Here is a 19,874-nt window from a genome sequence, read left to right on the forward strand (position 1 = left end):
CCTCGTTATCTACTGCAATGCGGGAAGTCCGAGGACTTCCTCACAGCGTGCAATCCAGCCGGTGAGCGCCTTGCGCCCGCCAAAATCGAAACCGCCCTGCGGCGCGAGCCGCGTGTAGCCGAGAAGCGCGATATCGGCGATGGTCATCGTCGGCCCGACAAAGAAATCACGCTGGCGCAGATGCGTGTCCATCACGTCGAGCGCCCATTGCGCCTTCCCCACCAGCACCGGATCGCGCGCTCCCACCGGCTGCTTCTTGTAAAACACGTGGAAGCGCACCACGGCGACGGCCGGTTCGTGGAAATTCTGCTCCCAGAACAGCCATTGATCGATTTCCGCCTGCACGAAAGCATCGTCCGGCAGCAGCGCGCTGCCGCGCGCCAGATAGCGCATGATGGCGTTCGACTGCGCCAGGATGCGGCCGTCGCCGAAACGCACCACGGGGATCTGGCCGAGCGGCGACATGGCCAGGAACTCCGGCGTTCGCGTCGCTCCGGCCAGGATATCGAGTTCATGCCAGCGGTAGTCGAGGCCGAGATGATCGGCCGCATACTTCACTTTCAGGCAATTGCCTGAATTCAGATCGCCATACACTTCCATTGAAACATCTCCCAAGCCCCGGGGCTTATTCCGCCGCCAGACCGAGCTTCATCCGCTCCATGTCCTCGAGCGCGCGGCGATACTCGACGGGCATCACCTTGCGGAACTTTGGACGGTAGTCGACCCAGTTGTCGAGGATCGTCCGGGCGCGTTCGGAACCTGTGAAGTGCAGGTGATTGGAGATGAGTTGCGCCAGGCGCTCCTCGTCGTGGCGGGTCATGTCGCCGGAAACGTCGACACGGCCCTTATGCGCAATGTCGCCGCCATGGTGGTGCAACTTCTCGAGGATGTCGTCCTCCTCCGGCACCGGCTCCAGTTCGACCATCGCCATGTTGCAGCGCTCGGCGAAATCGCCTTCCTCGTCCAGCACATAGGCCACGCCGCCCGACATGCCGGCGGCGAAATTGCGGCCCGTCTGGCCGAGCACGACCACCACGCCGCCCGTCATGTACTCGCAGCCATGGTCGCCGACGCCCTCGACGACGGCGGCGGCACCGGAATTGCGCACGGCGAAGCGCTCGCCGGCGACACCGCGGAAGTAGCACTCGCCCTCGGTGGCGCCGTAAAGCACGGTGTTGCCGACGATGATCGATTCTTCCGCGACGATCCTGGCCTCATCGGCCGGACGGATGACGATGCGGCCGCCCGACAGCCCCTTGCCGACATAGTCGTTGGCGTCCCCCACCAGCGTGAAGGAGACGCCACGCGCCAGGAAGGCACCGAAGGACTGCCCCGCCGTGCCCGTCAGGCGCACGGCGATCGTGTCTTCCTTCAGCCCCTTGTGGCGGAAGCGCTTGGCCACTTCGCCCGACAGCATGGCGCCGGCCGAACGGTCGGTGTTGCAGATGGCCACATCGAGCGAGACCGGCTCGCGCTTCTCCAGCGCCGGCATGGCGCCTTCGATCAGCTTGCGGTCGAGCACATCGTCGATCGGGTGCTTCTGCCTCTCGGTCCAGTGGATCGCGTTGCGCGGCGCGTCCGGCTTGTAGAACACCTTGGCAAAATCGAGCCCGCGCGCCTTCCAGTGCGAGATCAGCGTGCTCTTTTCCAACAGATCGGACTGACCGACGATGTCGTCGAGCTTGGTGAAGCCCATCTCGGCCAAGAGCTGGCGCACTTCCTCCGCCACATAGAAGAAGTAGTTGATGACATGCTCCGGCGTGCCCTTGAAGCGCTTGCGCAGGACCGGGTCCTGCGTCGCCACGCCGACCGGGCAGGTGTTCAGATGGCACTTGCGCATCATGATGCAGCCGGCGGCGATCAGCGGCGCGGTGGAGAATCCATATTCGTCGGCTCCCAGAAGCGCACCGATGATCACATCGCGGCCGGTGCGCAAGCCGCCATCGACCTGCAGCGCGACCCTGCTGCGCAGGCCGTTCAGCACCAGCGTCTGGTGCGTCTCGGCGAGGCCCATTTCCCACGGGCTGCCGGCATGCTTGATCGAGGTCAGCGGCGAAGCGCCCGTGCCGCCATCATAGCCCGAAATGGTGATGTGGTCGGCGCGCGCCTTGGCGACGCCGGCGGCCACCGTGCCGACCCCCACTTCGGAGACCAGCTTGACCGACACGTCGCCCTCGGGATTGACGTTCTTCAGATCGAAGATGAGCTGCGCCAGATCCTCGATCGAATAGATGTCATGGTGCGGCGGCGGCGAGATCAGGCCGACGCCCTGCGTCGAGTGGCGCACCTTGGCGATGGTTGCGTCGACCTTGTGGCCAGGCAGTTGCCCGCCCTCGCCGGGCTTGGCGCCTTGCGCCACCTTGATCTGCATCATGTCGGAATTGACGAGATATTCCGCCGTCACGCCGAAGCGGCCGCTGGCCACCTGCTTGATGGCCGAGCGCTCGGGATTGGCCGAACCGTCGGGCATCGGCAGATAGCGGTCGGATTCCTCGCCGCCCTCGCCGGTGTTCGACTTGCCGCCCAGCGCGTTCATGGCCCGCGCCAGCGTGGTGTGCGCCTCGCGGCTGATCGAGCCGAACGACATGGCGCCCGTCGAGAACCGCTTGACGATCTCGGCCGCCGGTTCCACGGCATCGAGCGACACCAGCTTGCGGCCCGTATCCTTCGCCGTCTTGATGGCGAAGAGCCCGCGAATGGACTTCGCCTCCGCCGCCTGGCTGTCGATCAGCCTGGAGAAATCGCGATAGGTTTCCCAGGACTTGCCGCGCACGGCATGCTGCAGCGTCGCCACCGCGTCGGGCGACCAGATATGCGCTTCGCCGCGCACCCGGTAATTATATTCGCCGCCCACATCGAGCGTGTTCCTCAAAACCGGATCGTCGCTGAAGGCCGAGGTGTGCCGGCCGGCCGTCTCGACGGCGATCTCCTCCAGGCCGACGCCTTCGATGGTCGTCGCCGTACCGGTGAAGTACTGCTTGACGAAATCGCTCTTCAGGCCGACCGCGTCAAAAATCTGCGCGCCGCAATAGGACTGGTAGGTGGAGATGCCCATCTTCGACATCACCTTGAGGATGCCCTTGCCGATCGACTTGATGTAGCGCTTGACCACTTCCTGCGCATCGACTTCCGGCGGGAAGGCCTTGTCGCGGTGCATGGCCAGCAACGTGTCAAAGGCGAGATAGGGATTGATCGCCTCGGCACCGTAGCCTGCCAGGCAGCAGAAATGGTGCACCTCGCGCGGCTCGCCCGATTCCACCACCAGGCCGACCGCCGTGCGCAGCCCCTTGCGGATGAGGTGGTGATGGACGGCGGCGGTTGCCAGAAGCATCGGGATGGCGATGCGGTCGGGGCCGATCTGCCGATCCGACAGGATGATGATGTTGTAGCCGCCGGCCACCGCCGCCTCGGCCCGGTCACAGACGCGCTCCAGCGCACCGCGCATGCCGGCATCGCCTTCGCCCGAGGCATAGGTGACGTCGATCGTCTTGGTGTCGAAACGGTCTTCCGTGTGGCCGATGGAGCGGATTTTTTCGAGATCGCCATTGGTCAGGATCGGCTGGCGCACTTCGAGCCGCTTGCGCCGCGAACTGCCGACCAGGTCGAAGATGTTGGGGCGCGGGCCGATGAACGACACCAGGCTCATCACCAGCTCCTCGCGGATCGGATCGATCGGCGGATTGGTGACCTGGGCGAAGTTCTGCTTGAAATAGGTGTAGAGCAGCTTCGGCTTGTCGGACATGGCCGAGATCGGCGTGTCCGTGCCCATCGAGCCGATGCCTTCCTGGCCGGTCGTGGCCATCGGCGCCATCAGCATCTTGGTGTCTTCCTGCGTGTAGCCGAAGGCCTGCTGCAGGTCGAGCGGCGCCACGTCCTTGCGCAACGCGCGCGGCTCCACCGGCTTCAGATCCTCCAGGATGAGCTGGGTGTTGTCGAGCCACTTCTTGAACGGGTGCTTTGTGGCGATCTCCGCCTTCACGTCCTCGTCGGAAATGATGCGGCCTTCCTCGAGGTCGATCAGCAGCATGCGCCCGGGCTGCAGCCGCCACTTCTTGACGATCTTCTCTTCAGGCACCACCAGCGCGCCGGCTTCCGACGCCATGATCACGCGGTCGTCGTCGGTGACGATGTAGCGCGCCGGGCGCAGGCCGTTGCGGTCGAGCGTCGCGCCGATCTGCCGCCCATCGGTGAAGGCAACGGCCGCCGGCCCGTCCCACGGCTCCATCAGCGCCGCGTGATACTCGTAGAAAGCCTGCCGCTCGGGGCTCATCAGCCGGTTGCCGGCCCAGGCTTCCGGGATCAGCATCATCATCGCATGGACGAGCGGGTAGCCGCCCTGATGCAGGAATTCGAGCGCGTTGTCGAAGCAGGCCGTGTCCGATTGGCCCTCATAGGAGATCGGCCACAATTTGGAGATGTCGTTGCCGAACAGCTCCGAATCGACCGACGCCTGGCGCGCCGCCATCCAGTTGACGTTGCCGCGCACCGTGTTGATCTCGCCATTATGGGCGACCATGCGGTAGGGATGCGCCAGTTCCCAGGAGGGAAACGTGTTGGTCGAGAAGCGCTGATGCACCAGCGCCAGGGCCGTATCAAAGCGCGGATCCGACAGATCCTTGTAATAGGCGCCGAGCTGATAGGCGAGGAACATGCCCTTGTAGACGATGGTCCGCGCCGACAGGGAAACGGTGTAGAAACCGTTGCCGCGCCCGCCGGTCTCCTCGTAGATCTTGCCGGAAATCACCTTGCGCAGAATGTAGAGCCGCCGCTCGAAATCCTCATCGTCGGTAATCCCTTCGCCACGGGCGATGAACACCTGGCGGTGCACCGGCTCGGACGCGGCGATGTCGGGCGCCTTCGACAGGCAGGAATTGTCGACGGGAACGTCGCGGAAGCCGATCAGCACCTGGCCTTCCGAACGCACCACCTCGGCGATCACCTCGTCGATATGCGCGCGCAGCGCGCTGTCGCGCGGCATGAATAGGTGGCCGACGCCGTAGTCGCCGGGCTGCGGCAACGTCACGCCGCGTGCCGCCCACTCCTCACGATACAGAAGGTCGGGAATCTGCATCAGCATGCCGGCGCCGTCGCCGACCAGCGGATCGGCGCCCACCGCGCCGCGATGGGTCAGGTTCTCCAGCATCGCCAGGCCGTCCCGCACGATGCCGTGCGAGCGCTGGCCTTTCAGATGCGCGACGAAGCCGACCCCACAGGAATCATGCTCGTTGCGCGGATCGTAGAGACCCTGCGCCTGCGGTGCGCCGGTGGCCGTCGTCGTGTTGCGTTTGACGGCCGCCGTCCCTGCTTGTCCAGCGGGTTCAAACCCAATCGACAAAGATGGCGTCATTTCCGTCATCGCAACTTCCTTCATGTGTTCTGCCCGCGGGTCCGGCCCGGGGCGGTCGTTCAGTCGCCAGACAGCCGCCAGGGGCCATCCGGGGTGTATGCACGGCATATCCTTCTAGAAGCCGGAGGAACGCTTCACCGGTCCGCTCCGGCGCGTTTCTTTTAGTTGGGCGGCGCACTCTTGCCAAACGCGATCGTTTTTCCGACGCCGTCGGACCACCTGCCTCGCACCGTTCATCCGGCACGTTACCATGGCCGGGAAGGCCGATTGTAACGCAAAATCCGGTATCGTTGCTCGAATAAATAAGACAGCACTACTGTCCTATTTAGTCAAATGCCAGAAATCCACGCACGACACAAGACGGAAATGCAAAATTTTTGCGCAACGCGGGCAAGAAAGTTTCCGTCACACCGAAAATCACGAAACTTTCAGTCTTATTGCGATGAGCGCGCGGCTGTCCCAAGAGAAGCCTTCTGGAAGGGTCTTGCGGCAAATCACGCATGCTGCTCTTTGTCGCGACCGAGCCGCTTCGCCATCAAACCTGTAGGGAAGATCGCCAGTCATGAACTTCGCATCGGACAATTGGGCGGGCGCCCACCCGAAAATCGCCGCCGCGCTCTCTGACAACGCCGGCGGCTATGCCTCCGCCTATGGAACCAGCGAACTCGACCGTGTGATCGAGCGGACATTCAGCGAGATCTTCGAGCGCGATGTGAGCGTTTTCTTTGTCGGCACGGGCACGGCGGCCAATGCACTGTCCATGAGCTGGGCTGGCCGGCCAGGCGGCATTGCATTCTGTCACAGCGAGGCGCACGCCATCGCCGACGAGGGCGGGGCCCAGGAGTTCTTCACGCGCGCGCGCCTGAGGGGCGTCGACGGGCGGCTCGGCCGCATCGACCCCGACGCCCTCGATACCGCCATCCGCCAATATCCGGCGGGCTTCGTCCATGGCGGTCAGCCGACCGCCGTGACGATCACCCAAGCCACAGAAATCGGCACGATTTACCAGCTCGCACAGATCGACGCCGTTTCGCAGGTGTGCCGCGAGCACGGTCTTCCGCTGCATCTGGACGGGGCGCGTTTCGCCAACGCGCTGGTCGCTCTGGGAACGACCCCGGCGGAAATGACCTGGAAGCGCGGCATCGACATTGTCTCCTTCGGCGGCACCAAGAATGGTTGCTGGTGCGCCGAGGCGGTCGTCGTCCTCGATCCGGCAAAGGCCGGCGATCTGCCGTCCATGCGCATGCGCGCCGGACACCTGTTCTCCAAATCGCGGTTTGTCGCAACGCAGTTCGCCGCGTATTTCGCCGACGGGTTGTGGCTCGAGACTGCAAGGCACGCCAATGCCATGGCCACGCACCTGGCCAAGGCAATCGGCAACGTTGGTTCGGTGCGGCTTGCCTGGCAGCCCGAGGCCAACGAGGTTTTCGCTGTTATGGAAGCCCGGACGGCAGCCCGGCTGCGCGAGGCCGGCGCCAGCTTCCACCAATGGCACACGCCCGCCGCCTTCGACGGCACACTCGCGCCGAACGAAGCGCTCTACCGCTTCGTCACCAGCTTCGCTACGGAGGCCGACGACGTGGCGATGCTCGCCCAGGCCATCGGCACGAACCGGTAACGCCAGCCCTCACGGCCATGTGAAGTCCGCTCTCGGGCGCTTGATTTCCAAGTGAGCGTTCCCTCTGAAAGAAAGATGACGCCGGGTGAGAACGCCCGGACTCATCAGACCTCGAGAGGAGAACTCCATGTCCACGAAAATCGCACTCAGCGCCGCCTACATTGCAGGCACGGTGGCTGCAGCGCTGTCCTCAGGCGCCTTCGCCGCGCCGCTGAGCCAGGATCAGGTCAAGGCGGCAATGGATGCCGGCAAGGAGAAATGCTACGGCGTCGCGCTGGCCGGCCAGAACGATTGCGCCGCGGGCCCCGGCACCACCTGCGCCGGCACGTCGAAGGTCAATTACCAGGGCAATGCCTGGACATTCGTCGATGGCGGCACCTGCGCCACGATGGAACTGCCCGGCGACCGCATGGGCTCGCCCGAGCCGCTCGACCGCGACATGGCGTCCTGACCCGATCTGGTTCCTTGTTTTCCGCATTTATGCGGACGTCAGGTGATTCTACCTGACTGCAAGATGCTAGCCCTGACCTTCAAAAGGGAATGCCGGGAGGCGAAACCATGGCGCGCGATCCCATCGACACGTCGACAATTCACGGCCGTTTCCCGGCATTCGAACCCGCCGGCCGCGCCGGCGCAAGTTTCAAACCACAGCATCTCGAAGCAATAGCCGGCGACCCCGGGTCGATCGGCTTTCTCGAGGTGCATGCGGAAAACTATATGGGCGCCGGCGGTCCGCCGCATGCGGCCCTGGCGAAAATCCGCGCCATGCTGCCCGTGTCCCTGCACGGCGTCTGCATGTCGATCGGCGGACTGAACCCGCTCGACCAGACCCATCTCGATCGCTTCGCCGGCCTGGTCGAGCGCTATGAGCCGTTCCTGGTCTCCGAGCACCTGGCATGGTCGACCCATGACGACGTCTTCTACAACGACCTGCTGCCGCTGCCCTACACGGACGGGACGCTGGCGCGGGTCTGCGAACACATCGACCGGGTGCAGGAAGCCATCGGCCGGCCGATGCTGCTCGAAAACCCGTCCACCTATGTCTTGTTTGCCCAGTCCACGTGGACGGAGACCGATTTCCTGCGCGAGATCGTCCGCCGCACCGGCTGCGGCCTGCTGCTCGACATCAACAACGTGTTCGTTTCGGCCACCAATCACGGGTTCAGCGCCACGGATTACCTGGCCGATTTTCCGCTCGCCCATGTCGGCGAAATCCATCTGGCCGGCCATGACGAGCAGGAGGACGACGAGGGCGCGCCGCTGTTGATCGACAGCCATGACCGGCCGGTGGCCGATCCCGTCTGGACGCTCTATGAACGCGTGATCCGCCAATGCGGACCGATCACCACCCTGGTCGAATGGGACGCGGATGTTCCCGAATGGCCGATCCTGCGGTCCGAGGCGGCCGCCGCCGAACGCATTCTCGGCGCCCATCGCCAGCGGACAGGCCGGAGCATGAAGTCCCATGCGCTCCACTCCTGAAGGCGTCGCGCCGTTGCAGCAGCCATTCGAAGAGGTTTTCGGCCAGGTGATCCTCGAACCGGATCGCCCGGAACCCGACTTCGTCATCGGACCGCACGGCAAGGCCGCCGCCAAGCGCTTCAACGTCTACCGCAACAACGTCACGCACAGCCTGGTCACCGCGCTGGCGGAAATCTTTCCGGCCACGGCCCTGATCCTCGGTGAGCGGAATTTCCGTATGATCGCCCGCGATTTCCTGCGCGCGAACCCGCCCCGTTCGCGCCTGGTCTTCGAGTATGGGCACGGTTTGCCCGATCACCTGGCGGCGTTCGAGCCGATCCGTCATCTGGCCTATCTGCCCGACGTGGCGCGCCTGGAACGAGCCTGGCTCGATGCCTATCATGCCGCCGACCAGGCTCCGCTATGGCCGGGCGAGATCAGTGCGATCCCGCCCGAGGCGCTGGCGAAAACCCGCTTCACGCCCCATCCGGCCATGCGGCTGGTGCGCTCCGACTACGCGATCCACACGATCTTCGTTGCCCATCGCGGCGGCCCCATGCCGCACCGCATCGACGCCGGTGTTGCTGAAAACGTCCTCGTCACCCGCCCTGCCCTTCAGGTGGAAGTGCGCCGGGTGGAGCCGAGCCAGGCCGTTTTCCTTCTGGCGTTGGGCGACGGCGCTCCCCTGCAGGAAGCCGTCGAATGGGCGGCAAAGGGCGACCCTTGCTTCGATCTGGCGGCGGCAATCGGCCTCTTGATCGAAAGCGGTGCTTTCAGCGCCTGCCAGCCAGCCACCCATGATGAGGACTGATATCGTGATCCATTTCGTCCACGCCATCGCGACGCTTCACGCGCGCGTCTTCTCCAACGTCGAGCGGCTGCTCGACGGCTGGTTCCTCGGCCTTGCCGCCCGCTTCACCTTCCTTGCCGTTCTGTATTTCTATTTCCTCAGTTCCGCCCGCACCAAGGTCGGCGAGGGTGTTCTCGGCTTCTTCCACGTTTCCGACGGCGCCTACTACCAGATCGCCCTGCCGGTGGTGGAAGCCGCCGGCGGCAACGTCGCCAATGTCTCCTTCATCCCCTGGGGGCTGGTCGTCTGGTCCGGCACCTATGCGGAATTCATCCTGCCGTTGCTTGTCGTCGTCGGCCTGTTCACGCGCGTGGCGGCGCTCGGCATGATCGTCTTCGTGCTCGTTCAGTCCTATGTCGACATCAACATCCACAAGGTCGGCGCGCAAACCGCCGGCGCATGGTTCGACCGCTTTTCCGATGGCCTGATCTGGGACCAGCGCACGCTGTGGGTGTTCCTGCTGGCGACCCTGGTGATCAAGGGCGCGGGGCGTATTTCCGTCGATGCCTGGCTTGCGCGCCGGCGCACAGCCTGACAAGGACTTGAAACGAAAGCGGCGCCCCAAAGGGCGCCGCCGGAAAGCCACCAGAGCATTTTGCAGTCAGGTAGAGCCACCTGACGTCCGCATAAATGCGGAGAAACAAAGAGATACACCGCCGGGATTATGCGGCCTTGGCTTCGATCTTCTTCGCTCCGTTCGCCGAAGTGACCGGAATGCGGCGCGGCTTCATCTCCTCGGGGATGTTGCGCGTCAGATCGATGTGCAGAAGGCCGTTCTCCAGATTGGCGCCCGTCACCTCGACATGGTCGGCCAGGTGGAAACGGCGCTCGAAGCTGCGCGCGGCGATACCGCGGTAAAGCACTTCACCGCCGCCGTTCTTCTCACCGCCATTCTTCTCGCCGCCATTCTTCTCACCCTTGATCGTCAGCGCGTTGCGGTGCGCCTCGATCGAGATGTCGTCCTGGCCGAAGCCGGCGACGGCCATCGAGATGCGGTAGGCGTCCTCGCCGGTGCGCTCGATGTTGTAGGGCGGATAGGTGGTCTGCCCGCCTTCGGGCTGGGCCAGCGTGTCGAGCATGGTGAAAAGCCGGTCGAACCCGACGGTCGAGCGGTAGAGAGGGGAAAAATCAACATGACGCATGGTCTGTTCTCCTGTTGAGCAACATTGCGTTTGACCAAATTCGGCAAACCCCGATGGGCGTTCGCTGTCTGGCCAGCGGCCCCGTCTGGCGGCCGCAGAAATCATATGGGTGCGCCAAAAAGCGTGTTCAAGACCATTGCTTGCCAGATGAACGCCGGATGAACAGGCGCATCGGGCACCGTTCAGCTTGGCCGAATTATTCTGCAATCAGTTGTTTGGCGAACAGAGCTTTCGCCTTTGCCTACGCACCGGATGTAACGTCCCTTCCAGCCGGTGCGGAACGCCGGAAGCGGCATCGCGCCGCTTCCGGCATTCGCGCAACGGGCCGCAAAGCCCCGCGAGTTCCTTGCCTTCACTCCTGCCGGCCACTATCAATCGACGCGAATACCGCCCTTCAAACCCGCCTGAGGCAGCCGATTCGCGCATGGCCGACCTTCTTGTCGAGATTCCGCAAAATCCCGTTCCTGAAGGAACCGTGACCGGCAGTTTTGAAACTGCCGATGGATACCGCCTGCGCTTTGCGCGGGTCCCGCCGCGCGGCGAAACCAACAAGGGCACGGTCGTGCTGCTGCCGGGCCGCAACGAGTACATCGAGAAATATCTCGAGACGGCCAATGATCTGGCGCAAAGGGGCTACGGCTCGGCAATACTCGACTGGCGCGGCCAGGGCGGGTCGGATCGGCTGCTGAACGATCCGGACCGGGGTTACATCGAGGACTTTCGCGACTATGTGCGCGATCTGGACCGGTTCTTCGAGTTCGTCATATTGCCGGACTGCCGCGGCCCCTATCATGTGCTGGCGCATTCGACTGGCGTCCTGATCGCGCTTCTGGCCGCACCCCACCTGACAAATCGCGTGCGCCGGATGGTTCTTCTGGCGCCGTTGCTCGGCCTGCCGACCACGCCGCGCGCAGCACTTTGGGTGCGCCGCCTGGCCGATTTTCTCTACGCGATCGGCCTTGGAAAACTGTACATGCCCGGCCGGCGCGGCCGCGACAAGCTGCCGCCCTTCTCCAGCGCTGCGCTGAGCAGCGATCCCCGGCGCTTCGCCCGCAACCGTGCGACCGTCGTCCAGCGGCCCGGGCTGGCGATCAACGGGCCGACCGTCGCCTGGACCCGTGCCATGTTCCAGGCGATCGACCGGGTCACCGATCCCGCTTTCATGGCGGGAATCCACATTCCATTGCTTTTCCTGGCCGCCGGCGCCGACCGCGTGGTCTCCAGGCCGGCCATCGAGAATTATGCGGCCCAGTTGCGCAGCGCCTCGCTCCTGACCATCGACGGCGCGCGGCATGAATTGCTGCAGGAAGCCGATCTGTATCGTGAGCAGGCCCTTGCCGCCTTTTTCGCTTTCATAGACGAAAGCGGTTCATCCGAGCCCCGTATCTAGTTCCACAGTTGCGATTTACCGCAGCAGCGCCAGCGCCTTCTCGTGCAGGGCCGGCGTTGCCGCGGCGATGATGTCGCCGCCACTTTCCGCCCGGCCGCCTGCCCAATTGGTGATGATGCCGCCGGCCTGCTCGATGATCGGGATCAGTGCGACGATGTCGTAGGGATTGAGGCCCGTTTCGATCACCAGATCGATCTGGCCCGCGGCCAGCATCGCATAGGCGTAGCAATCCGTGCCGTAGCGCGGCAGGCAGACCGCCGCCTCGACCCGGTCATAGGCGACCCGCCGCAGCGGATCGAAAAGCGCCGGCGTGGTGGTGCACAAGGTGGCGTCGGCAAGCTCGGTCGTATCGCGCACACGCAGCGCGCGCGGTCCTCCCGGCCCTTCATATTGGGCGCCCTCGCCGACCGCGTAAAACAATTCGCCGGTGAAGGGCTGCGACATCATGCCGGCCACGGCCCGCCCGTCGATGGTCAGGCCGACCAGCGTTCCCCACAGCGGCAGGCCGGAAATGAAGGCGCGCGTGCCGTCGATCGGATCGATGATCCAGCGATGGTCGCTGTCTTCGCGCTCGAGGCCGAATTCCTCGCCGTGAATCCCGTGCTCGGGAAAGGATTCGGTGAGCAGCGCCCTGATGGCCCGTTCGGTGGCGCGGTCGGCTTCCGTCACCGGGTCGAAGCCGGAGGAAAGCTTGTTGTCGACCTGGCCGGGACGGCGAAAGCGCGGCAATGTCTCGGCGGCGGCGGCTTCCGCGATGCGACGCATCAGGGCCGGCTGGATCGTCATCGATGTCTCCTGGAATCTGGCGCTGGGAAGGCGGACGTTGAAGCGGCGCCACTTTTGCCAAGCCTGTCCGCCATTGCAATGGTGAAGTGTTGGTTAACGCTTGACAATTGTGCAGCGCAACATAAACTTCGCGTCGGGCAGCTCTTCTGCCTAATGCCCTTTTGGGCGTTTCCTCCCTAGACTTTAGACCGTGTCGCCAAAGCGATGCGGTCTTTTTTTATCGCGCCCTGCAAAGAATCGCCGCTTTATTCCGCCGCCTGTGGAAACTCGACGAAGTAGTGCCCCGCCAAGCCCATCATTTCACTGATGAATCCCGTAAGATCGTCCATCAGCGCGTGAAACCCTGCGGTTTTCTCCAGGGTCCGCTCATTCATGTACAGGCTGCGATTGATCTCGATCTGCACCGCATGCAGGCCGTGCGCCGGACGGCCGTAATGTTCGGTGATGAAGCCGCCCGCATAGGGTTTATTGTGCACCACACAATAACCGCGCGCCGATAAGAGGCCGATCACGCAATCCGTCAGGGCGGGCGCGGCGGAAACACCGAACCGGTCGCCGATGATGAAGTCCGGGCGCAGCGCCCCCTCTCCCGAGCGGATGCCGGCGGGCATCGAATGACAATCGATCAGGACCCCATGGCCGAAAGCGCAATGGGTATCGATCAACAGCCGTTTCAGGCAGGCGTGATAGGGGACATAGATCGCCTCGATGCGCCCGGTCGCCTCCGACAGCGGCAAACGGCCGGGATAGATGTCGAGCCCTTCACCGACCAGTTTCGGCACGGTGCCGAGCCCGCCGGCCACGCGCGGCGAGCGGATGTTGGCGAAGGGCGGCACCGGATCGCTGAACATGCGCGGGTCGAGTTCCCACGGCTCGCGATTCACATCCAGATAGGCGCGCGGGAAGTTCGCCGAAAGCAGCGGCGCGCCGCAGCCGACCGCGCCCGAAAACAGCTCATCCACATAACAATCTTCCGAGCGCCGGATGGTCCCCGCGTCGAGGCGGCTCATCGCCAGGAAGCGGTGTGGATAGTGACGGCCGCTATGCGGGGAGTTGAAGACGAACGGAAAGCGTTGCGGAGATGGCCAGCGCACCTCGAATGCGGGGATCTGCTCGAAATCCGCAACGGCAGTCATGCGTGTCGGCGCCTCCACCAAGCCTTGTTCACGTCAAGCCTGCCACCGGCAATGGCCCCTGTCCAGCCGCAACGGGACGGGGACGACAGGATTCACTTGATATTTACCACGCGAGAATCATATAGCTGATCATACTGACGCGGTTTGCGGGACGCCGCTCTTGCACAATTCGGACGGCACAATGGCACGGATTCTCCTTGCGGAAGACGACAATGACATGCGGCGCTTTCTGGTGAAGGCGCTCGAACGGGCGGGCTATGAGGTCGTCGATTTCGACAATGGCGCCGGCGCCTATGAGCGGTTGCGCGAAGAGCCCTTCTCTCTGCTCCTGACCGACATCGTCATGCCGGAGATGGACGGCATCGAACTGGCGCGCCGGGCAACCGAGATCGATCCCGACCTGAAGGTGATGTTCATCACCGGCTTTGCCGCCGTCGCGCTCAATCCCGATTCCAACGCGCCGCGCGATGCCAAGGTCCTGTCGAAACCCTTCCACCTGCGCGATCTGGTGAACGAGGTGGAAAAGCTGCTGCAGGCCGCCTGAAACCGGCCGGCCCGAGCCGGGCGCCCGCATCCCGGTCGCGCCTCGAGGCGATGCTTCGGGCACTCCAGGGAAGGCAGCGAAATCGCCGCAATCTTCCTATTGACGCCAGCCGCGAATATGTGATCTATGCGCGGCGTCGGATGGGCGTGTAGCTCAGCGGGAGAGCACTACGTTGACATCGTAGGGGTCACAGGTTCAATCCCTGTCACGCCCACCATCCGAAACCCCTGAAAACATTGAGAAACTGACAAACGGACAGCGACTGATTTTCGACGGACACGAAAGTTTTGGTAGTCATTCTGCTAGTCAACCAAAACACTCAACTTTAGACGCCTTGCCGTATGTCGTTTGAGCGCCTATGTTCTGAGGTCTAAGGAGAACACCATGTCTGAGCGACAAATCGATGCCGTTCTGAACTACATGGGCCGCGAACCGCTGCCCTATGTCATCGGACTATACGCCTTCGCCTTGCTGGCCCTGGCGATCGCGCTTTAGCCGTAGAGATTACCAAGATCACCGAACAGTGCCGCTCGGCGCTGTTTTTCCGCAGCCTCGTCTTCGGCCCGTTGCTTTCTGCGCTGCATGAACGTCGATACAATGTCACCGAAACCCTGCGCGGGTCGCGGCGCCACGGCGTCGCCGAACGCTTGCGTGGGCGCCTGTGGTGCGCCGTCAGCCACTTGCGGCGCTCCCGCGCCCGGCTGCGCGGGAGCCACCCCGCCCCCCGGCGCGCGACGGTAGCCGAGCAGCCGCGAAGTCGGGTAATTGGCGATGCTGACCGCGTTGCCCTGGTTCCCACCAAGCACCTTTACTGTCCCGTCAGGGTTCAACCCCTCGAAGAAGCCAACATGCCCAAAGGGCCCGTTCGGATCGCCGCGCGAAAACACGGCCAAATCACCGCGTTGCGGTTGATCGACGGCCTCGCCCCAATTCATGAAGCTGCGAGCCATGTTGGACCCGGTGCCTTCCACGCCGGACTGTTTCAGCGTTGAGTTCACGAATGCGGCGCACCAGGCCGTTGTAGCGGGATCGAGGTTGACACCGCCGTTCTTCAGATACTCCTGAATGGCTTCGCGTTCGGAAATCTCGTTCCGGCCAAGCATCGATCGGGCAAGGTCAATTCCCATTGATCGCGCGCTCCATGTCTTCATCCAGCCCGCGCCGGCCGCTGCCGCGCATGATGGCGCCGATCTCGTCGTCTTCCTCGGGGTCGGCGCGGATGAACTCCGTACCGGCGATCAGCCGGTTCAACTTCGCATTCCACTGCGGCCGCTCCATCTCGCGAACCGGCTTGTCCATGACGTGGACGAACAGCTCGGGGTCGAACCACATGCGTTCGACGAACTTGCCCATCTGCGCTTCCAGCGTCATGTCCTTGACGCCAGGCAGAAGGTTCGCTGCCACGCGCAGCCGCTTCATGATCATGCCCGTCTTGATGGCGTTGCCCGTGTAGGCCAGGATACCGGCCTCCATGGCGTTGACGAGCTGCTGGTTCATCGCCGTCGGCGAACCCGCGATCGATTTACGCGACAGATTGCCCAACGGCTCGAGCAGCTTGTGTGCCCGGTTCGCCGCGGCCATTTCGTCGGGCGCGAAAATCTGCGCCAGATCCTTCTCGTGCTGCTTCCAGACCTGTTGCAGTTTGGCGATCGAGACCGGGCCGTCGCTCGTGCGCGTCAGGGCCGTGTTGGTGTTCGTCACCTTGTCGACCAACACATCCGCGACGGCGGCCTTCCACCCACGCAGCGCTTCCGGATTGTTCTTCAGCGACGTGTGGATTTCCTTCAGCATGCCTTCAGTGCCGTATTCGGCGCCGCTGAGCACCTGCTTGGCGACGTTGCGCGGGTCCGTCTCGGCGAGCTTGGCGACGGCACGGCTGTCTCCGAAGATGTCGAGCGGACGGCTCCCGGCCTTGTACGTGTCGAGATACTGGCCAAACTCGGGCGCCACAGCCTTGATCTGCGTGTCCAGGGCGTCACGGACTTCAATCAGCTCCTTCTTCGCGTAGCGTCCGGTCGGCGTCTCGCTGCGTCCCTCGATGATGTCGTTGATCGCCTTGCGGGTCTCGTAGAGGCCGGAGACCGAAGTGTCGAGCTGATCCGTTCCCGCGGCGTTGAGCATCCGTCGGGCATCGGTCAACGCGCTGACGACTGGCGGGCGCTTCGCTTCCTTCAACATTCCGTCGATCACGTCGACGACCGGCTGCGGATCAACAACTGCGCCGGACTGTTCAGCCTGGCGCAGCAACGGCAGCGCAGCCGCGTCGCGGTCTGCCGCCAATTGCTCCGGCCGCTGCTGGATTTCCCGAGCCACCGCACTCTGATCGGCGCCAGGATCGCGCAACCCGGAAATGCGCTCCTGCGCCGCATCGACCAGAAGCTGGTCAGCTTCTTCGAACGGCACGGTGTTGCGTGTCCGGCTGCCGCGCTCCAGCGCGATCATGCCAATATCATCGCTGGCTATGCCGGTGGTCGGCATGGGCTCGCCCAGGCGCTCTGCCTCAGCCATACGTTCGGCCACCCTGTCTCGAGCCGCCTTGCTGTCGGTCGCCTGTTCTTCCAGCATATTGCGTGTATGCTGCACGACGCGACGGCTGGTCGGCGTAGCACCGCCGGCGCCGTAAGGCACGTCCGACGGTGCGAACCCGGCTGCTTTCCCCGCGACACCACCGACCATGCCAGGCAGATCGGACAACGCCGCGCCGCCGACGCCGCCAGCCAGCATGCCGATCAGCTTCGCTGCGTCGCTGTCGGGGAAATTCTCATCCGCGTAATTGTAGCCAGCGCCGGAGCCCATGCCCGCGGCGATGTCGGTTGCGATCGGGGCCGAGCCGCGTCCGATGTAGGGCTGCAACAGCCCATCGAGCGCGCCGGGTTTGACACCGGCCGTCTGCCCCTGCGGAAATCGGCGGCTCGCGACATCACTCAGCAGCTTGCCCGCCGCACCTGCCTCGGTGCCGAATTCCAGCACATCGCCGTGCAGCCGCTCTGTCGGGGACATCTGTTCACGCGATATCGGGTCAATGCCGATTGCGCGCATGATTTCGGAAGCGCTGTCCTTGAGATGCTGGCTACCCATGGGCATCTGCCCGAGCCGCGGCAATTCGACCGGCTCGTCGCGGAACATGTTGACACCTTTTTGAGCGCCGGCGAGGCCAAGGTCCACGGCTGCGCCGGCCAGATCGGCGGGCATGCCGGCGAGATTGGCGAGACCGCGGCCAACGCCTTGAACATTCGTCTGGAGCGCTCGGCCAAGTTGCTGCGGGATGCTCGGTGCGGCGGACTGCGGAGGCGCCGCGCCCATTGGCACTGGATCATTGAACGCGCCGGTTCCGTCCAGAAAATCCTGCGTCGACGAACGCGGCTGCGCCGGCCCGCCACTCGCGAACTCCTGCGCGGCCTGAGCGGCGGCGTTCATATCCGGCGCTTCGACATCGAAGATACGGCCATCGGGCGTTTGGACTTCGAATACGGGCATCAACGGCGCTCCTTGACGCGGACGCCGTTCGGCATCTCGATCCAGCCGTCACCGCCAGCCGGAGCCGCAGGAGCGGCGCCCGCAGCCGGCGCAGCGCCGCCAATTGGCGGGATTTCAGGGAACTGCGCCGGCTGCAAGTTGAGATTGTCGCCGTAGGCGTCCATGAGCGTGCTTTCCGTGGCGCGATAATCCGTCGTCGCGCGCTGAACAGCGCCACGCAGAACCTGGCGCATCGCCATCGGATCTTGCAGGTTCGCACCAATGGTGCGCAGGGCTCGATCAATGTCGGCCTCGGTCAAGCGTCCAGGTTCACGGGATTGGGCCGTGGCATAGGCGAGATCGAGCAGGCCGGACTGCAATTCGGCATTCTGCACACCAAGCGTTCGGAAGGTGTCCTGGTAAGTCATGACATCGCGCAGACCTTCCGGCGCATCAACGCCGGCAGCGCGGAGAACAGCGCCGGTCTGCGTCGCGATGTCATTGAATATCCGAGCCGCGCCGCCGACAATGCCAACGGTCTGATCTGCGTTGGCTCCCGCCAACTGCTCGTCGATCGACATAACCTGCTGAACCATGCTCTGCACACCGGCTCGACGGCCCAGGACATTTTCTCGCGCCTTAGACAGTTCCGACGTGCCAAAGCTCTCCGAGGTATCGCTGATCGTGCCAACGCGAGCGTCAGCCGGGATTTCACCACCCGTCACCATATCGCGGATACCGTCGACTGTGCGACCCTCACGGCCGTCGCTCGTCTTGTACATGCGGATCGTACCCGTCGAGCGCTCCGGCAAGACAGGTTCCTGACCGATGCTGTCAAGCCGTGTTGCGATGCGAGGCCCGTCGCCGGTAACGACGCTCTCGACCGGCGTGTTGCCGAAGCCGATGGCCCGCTGCTCGTCTTCCGACATGCCGGCGATGATGCTGCCCTTGACTTCGGCCTCCGTAGGCCTGCCGGGCAGGCCCTGCGTCGGCGCGACTGCGCCGGGCAGGCCGAGAAGCGCGGCCATTTCTTCCGGCACTTCTGGCCTGACCTGATCCGGGTTCAGCGGCTGGTAGAACTGCGTCAATGCGCCACGCTGGTTGTCCAGACGGTTCGTTTGGAGCGCTCGTGCGTTGTCGGCTGCGTTGTTGGCGATCGACGTGTTGGCGGTGATGTCCTGCCCGCGACGCGTCACGGCGTTGCCCTGGTCCACGCTGTAGTAGGACTGGTTCGGGTTGTAGCGGCCGCTGGCGACGCCCATGCGGTCGAACTTCGTCATGTCGGCGCCTTCGTACTGCGCCAGTTCAAAAAGCTGCGCCAGGCGCGCGGCCTCTTCCTTTTTCGCGTTGGCCGTTGCCCACCCGGCTGCGTCGGCGCCACTTGGCGGCGCGAAGAGCGCGGACAGGTTCCCGGCAGCCTGTGCGAAAGCCGGATTATTGAAATAGCCGTTAACCCGTACTGCCATCATATCACCCGTAAAGCCTGACGAGACCACCCGACGGCACTCGCGTTCCCGCGGTTCGCATTCCGGCCCACGGATCAACTGTCTTGGCGCCACCCCCAAACAACGACCCGCCGCTCAAACCCTTGTTGAGCGCGAAACTGCCGCCGAGGCCGAGCACGTCGCCGAGCATGTTCAGCCCCGCGCCGGCGCTGTTCGCCGCCTCTAGCTCCAACGGAACGATGCTTGACGAGCCGCGTTTGAAGCCGCCGATCTGACCGATCTGTCCGGCGTCGCGCGCCTGTTCGCGGCCGATGCCGCCGAGCAAATCACCGAACGCCCGAAGATCGCCAAGGGCCTCCCCCTGTTGGTCTGAGAAGGCGTTTGCCTTGCCGCGCTGCTTCTGCTCTTCGCGTACAGTGATGTTCGAACTTGACTGCGGGACAACCATCTCCTGCGCGGCGACAGCATTTTCGTTGGCGTTCTCGATCTGCTGATCGGTGAAATATTCGCCGAGCTCGTCGCCGCGTTCCGTCTGCTGATCGTCGAAATCATCGTATCGCTCGCGCGACTGAAGGTTGAGCGCGTCGGCCTCCTGGTCGAACCCGCGCTGGCGAATGCGTTCAGCGGCCAACGCCTGGTCGCGCGCCTTCTGCACCTTGCTCTGCGCGATGGTGTTCGCGATGGTCGAACCGGCGGTTA

General features: G+C 64.0%; 16 protein-coding genes and 1 tRNA gene. 8 read left to right on the plus strand and 9 right to left on the minus strand.

Annotated elements, in window-relative coordinates; genetic code table 11:
* Window positions 1–9: 9 nt before the first annotated feature.
* Together AB843_RS13965 and gltB are read right to left on the minus strand one after the other, a co-directional pair.
* On the minus strand, window positions 10–600 hold the full coding sequence (locus AB843_RS13965) for a glutathione S-transferase family protein (protein ID WP_048647483.1): 591 nt from the start codon (window positions 598–600) through the stop codon (window positions 10–12).
* A gap of 25 nt (window positions 601–625) precedes the next feature.
* On the minus strand, window positions 626–5,356 hold the full coding sequence (gene gltB, locus AB843_RS13970) for a glutamate synthase large subunit (RefSeq protein ID WP_048647484.1): 4,731 nt from the start codon (window positions 5,354–5,356) through the stop codon (window positions 626–628).
* Between the two features lie 553 nt (window positions 5,357–5,909).
* Between gltB and AB843_RS13975 the strand changes: the two genes are divergently transcribed.
* From AB843_RS13975 to AB843_RS13995, 5 genes are all read left to right on the plus strand, one after another.
* The gene (locus tag AB843_RS13975; RefSeq protein ID WP_048647485.1) at window positions 5,910–6,965 is read left to right on the plus strand and encodes a threonine aldolase family protein; all 1,056 of its coding nucleotides are present in this window, start codon (window positions 5,910–5,912) and stop codon (window positions 6,963–6,965) included.
* A gap of 127 nt (window positions 6,966–7,092) precedes the next feature.
* Window positions 7,093–7,416: a BufA1 family periplasmic bufferin-type metallophore gene (locus AB843_RS13980; protein WP_048647486.1), complete on the plus strand. Its 324-nt coding sequence runs from the start codon at window positions 7,093–7,095 to the stop codon at window positions 7,414–7,416.
* 107 nt (window positions 7,417–7,523) lie between these two features.
* A complete protein-coding gene (bufB, locus tag AB843_RS13985) occupies window positions 7,524–8,447 on the plus strand; it encodes an MNIO family bufferin maturase (RefSeq protein ID WP_087587113.1) in 924 nt (307 codons plus the stop codon).
* Window positions 8,431–9,237 (plus strand): HvfC/BufC N-terminal domain-containing protein, encoded by an 807-nt coding sequence (locus AB843_RS13990; protein WP_048647488.1) that lies wholly within the window; start codon window positions 8,431–8,433, stop codon window positions 9,235–9,237. The genes bufB and AB843_RS13990 overlap by 17 nt, the downstream gene beginning before the upstream one ends.
* Window positions 9,238–9,244: 7 nt before the next feature.
* Window positions 9,245–9,811 carry a DoxX family protein gene (locus AB843_RS13995; RefSeq protein ID WP_425286818.1) on the plus strand — a complete coding sequence of 189 codons (567 nt, stop codon included), beginning with the start codon at window positions 9,245–9,247 and terminating at the stop codon, window positions 9,809–9,811.
* A gap of 127 nt (window positions 9,812–9,938) precedes the next feature.
* Here AB843_RS13995 and AB843_RS14000 read toward each other — a convergent pair whose 3' ends face one another.
* Window positions 9,939–10,418, minus strand: a complete 480-nt coding sequence (locus AB843_RS14000) for an Hsp20 family protein (protein ID WP_048647489.1) — start codon at window positions 10,416–10,418, stop codon at window positions 9,939–9,941.
* A gap of 424 nt (window positions 10,419–10,842) precedes the next feature.
* On the opposite strand from AB843_RS14000, the gene AB843_RS14005 reads away from it, so the two are divergent.
* On the plus strand, window positions 10,843–11,808 hold the full coding sequence (locus tag AB843_RS14005; protein ID WP_048647490.1) for an alpha/beta fold hydrolase: 966 nt from the start codon (window positions 10,843–10,845) through the stop codon (window positions 11,806–11,808).
* A 15-nt stretch (window positions 11,809–11,823) separates the two neighbouring features.
* Here the strand turns inward: AB843_RS14005 and hisN are convergent, their stop codons facing one another.
* Both hisN and AB843_RS14015 read right to left on the minus strand, forming a co-directional pair.
* On the minus strand, window positions 11,824–12,594 hold the full coding sequence (gene hisN / locus AB843_RS14010; protein ID WP_048647491.1) for a histidinol-phosphatase: 771 nt from the start codon (window positions 12,592–12,594) through the stop codon (window positions 11,824–11,826).
* Window positions 12,595–12,839: 245 nt separating this feature from the next.
* Window positions 12,840–13,730, minus strand: coding sequence for an N-formylglutamate amidohydrolase (locus AB843_RS14015; RefSeq protein ID WP_048647591.1), 891 nt, complete (start codon window positions 13,728–13,730; stop codon window positions 12,840–12,842).
* Between the two features lie 181 nt (window positions 13,731–13,911).
* On the opposite strand from AB843_RS14015, the gene cpdR reads away from it, so the two are divergent.
* Together cpdR and AB843_RS14025 are read left to right on the plus strand one after the other, a co-directional pair.
* Window positions 13,912–14,274: a cell cycle two-component system response regulator CpdR gene (cpdR, locus tag AB843_RS14020; RefSeq protein WP_008599113.1), complete on the plus strand. Its 363-nt coding sequence runs from the start codon at window positions 13,912–13,914 to the stop codon at window positions 14,272–14,274.
* Window positions 14,275–14,416: 142 nt separating this feature from the next.
* Window positions 14,417–14,491 (plus strand) — tRNA-Val (locus AB843_RS14025).
* 274 nt (window positions 14,492–14,765) lie between these two features.
* Here the strand turns inward: AB843_RS14025 and AB843_RS14030 are convergent.
* The 4 genes from AB843_RS14030 to AB843_RS14045 are packed head-to-tail and all read right to left on the minus strand — an operon-like array spanning window position 14,766 to window position 19,830.
* A complete protein-coding gene (locus tag AB843_RS14030) occupies window positions 14,766–15,401 on the minus strand; it encodes a TIGR02594 family protein (RefSeq protein ID WP_157384507.1) in 636 nt (211 codons plus the stop codon).
* Window positions 15,391–17,754, minus strand: coding sequence for a hypothetical protein (locus AB843_RS14035; RefSeq protein WP_157384508.1), 2,364 nt, complete (start codon window positions 17,752–17,754; stop codon window positions 15,391–15,393). The genes AB843_RS14030 and AB843_RS14035 overlap by 11 nt, the downstream gene beginning before the upstream one ends.
* Window positions 17,751–19,196, minus strand: a complete 1,446-nt coding sequence (locus AB843_RS14040) for a hypothetical protein (RefSeq protein ID WP_157384509.1) — start codon at window positions 19,194–19,196, stop codon at window positions 17,751–17,753. Before AB843_RS14040 ends, AB843_RS14035 begins: the two co-directional genes overlap by 4 nt.
* Window positions 19,197–19,200: 4 nt before the next feature.
* Window positions 19,201–19,830, minus strand: a complete 630-nt coding sequence (locus tag AB843_RS14045) for a hypothetical protein (protein ID WP_157384510.1) — start codon at window positions 19,828–19,830, stop codon at window positions 19,201–19,203.
* Window positions 19,831–19,874 lie beyond the last annotated feature (44 nt).

The organism is Nitratireductor soli, assembly GCF_001050155.1.
GTDB classification, from domain to species: Bacteria; Pseudomonadota; Alphaproteobacteria; order Rhizobiales; family Rhizobiaceae; genus Nitratireductor; species Nitratireductor soli.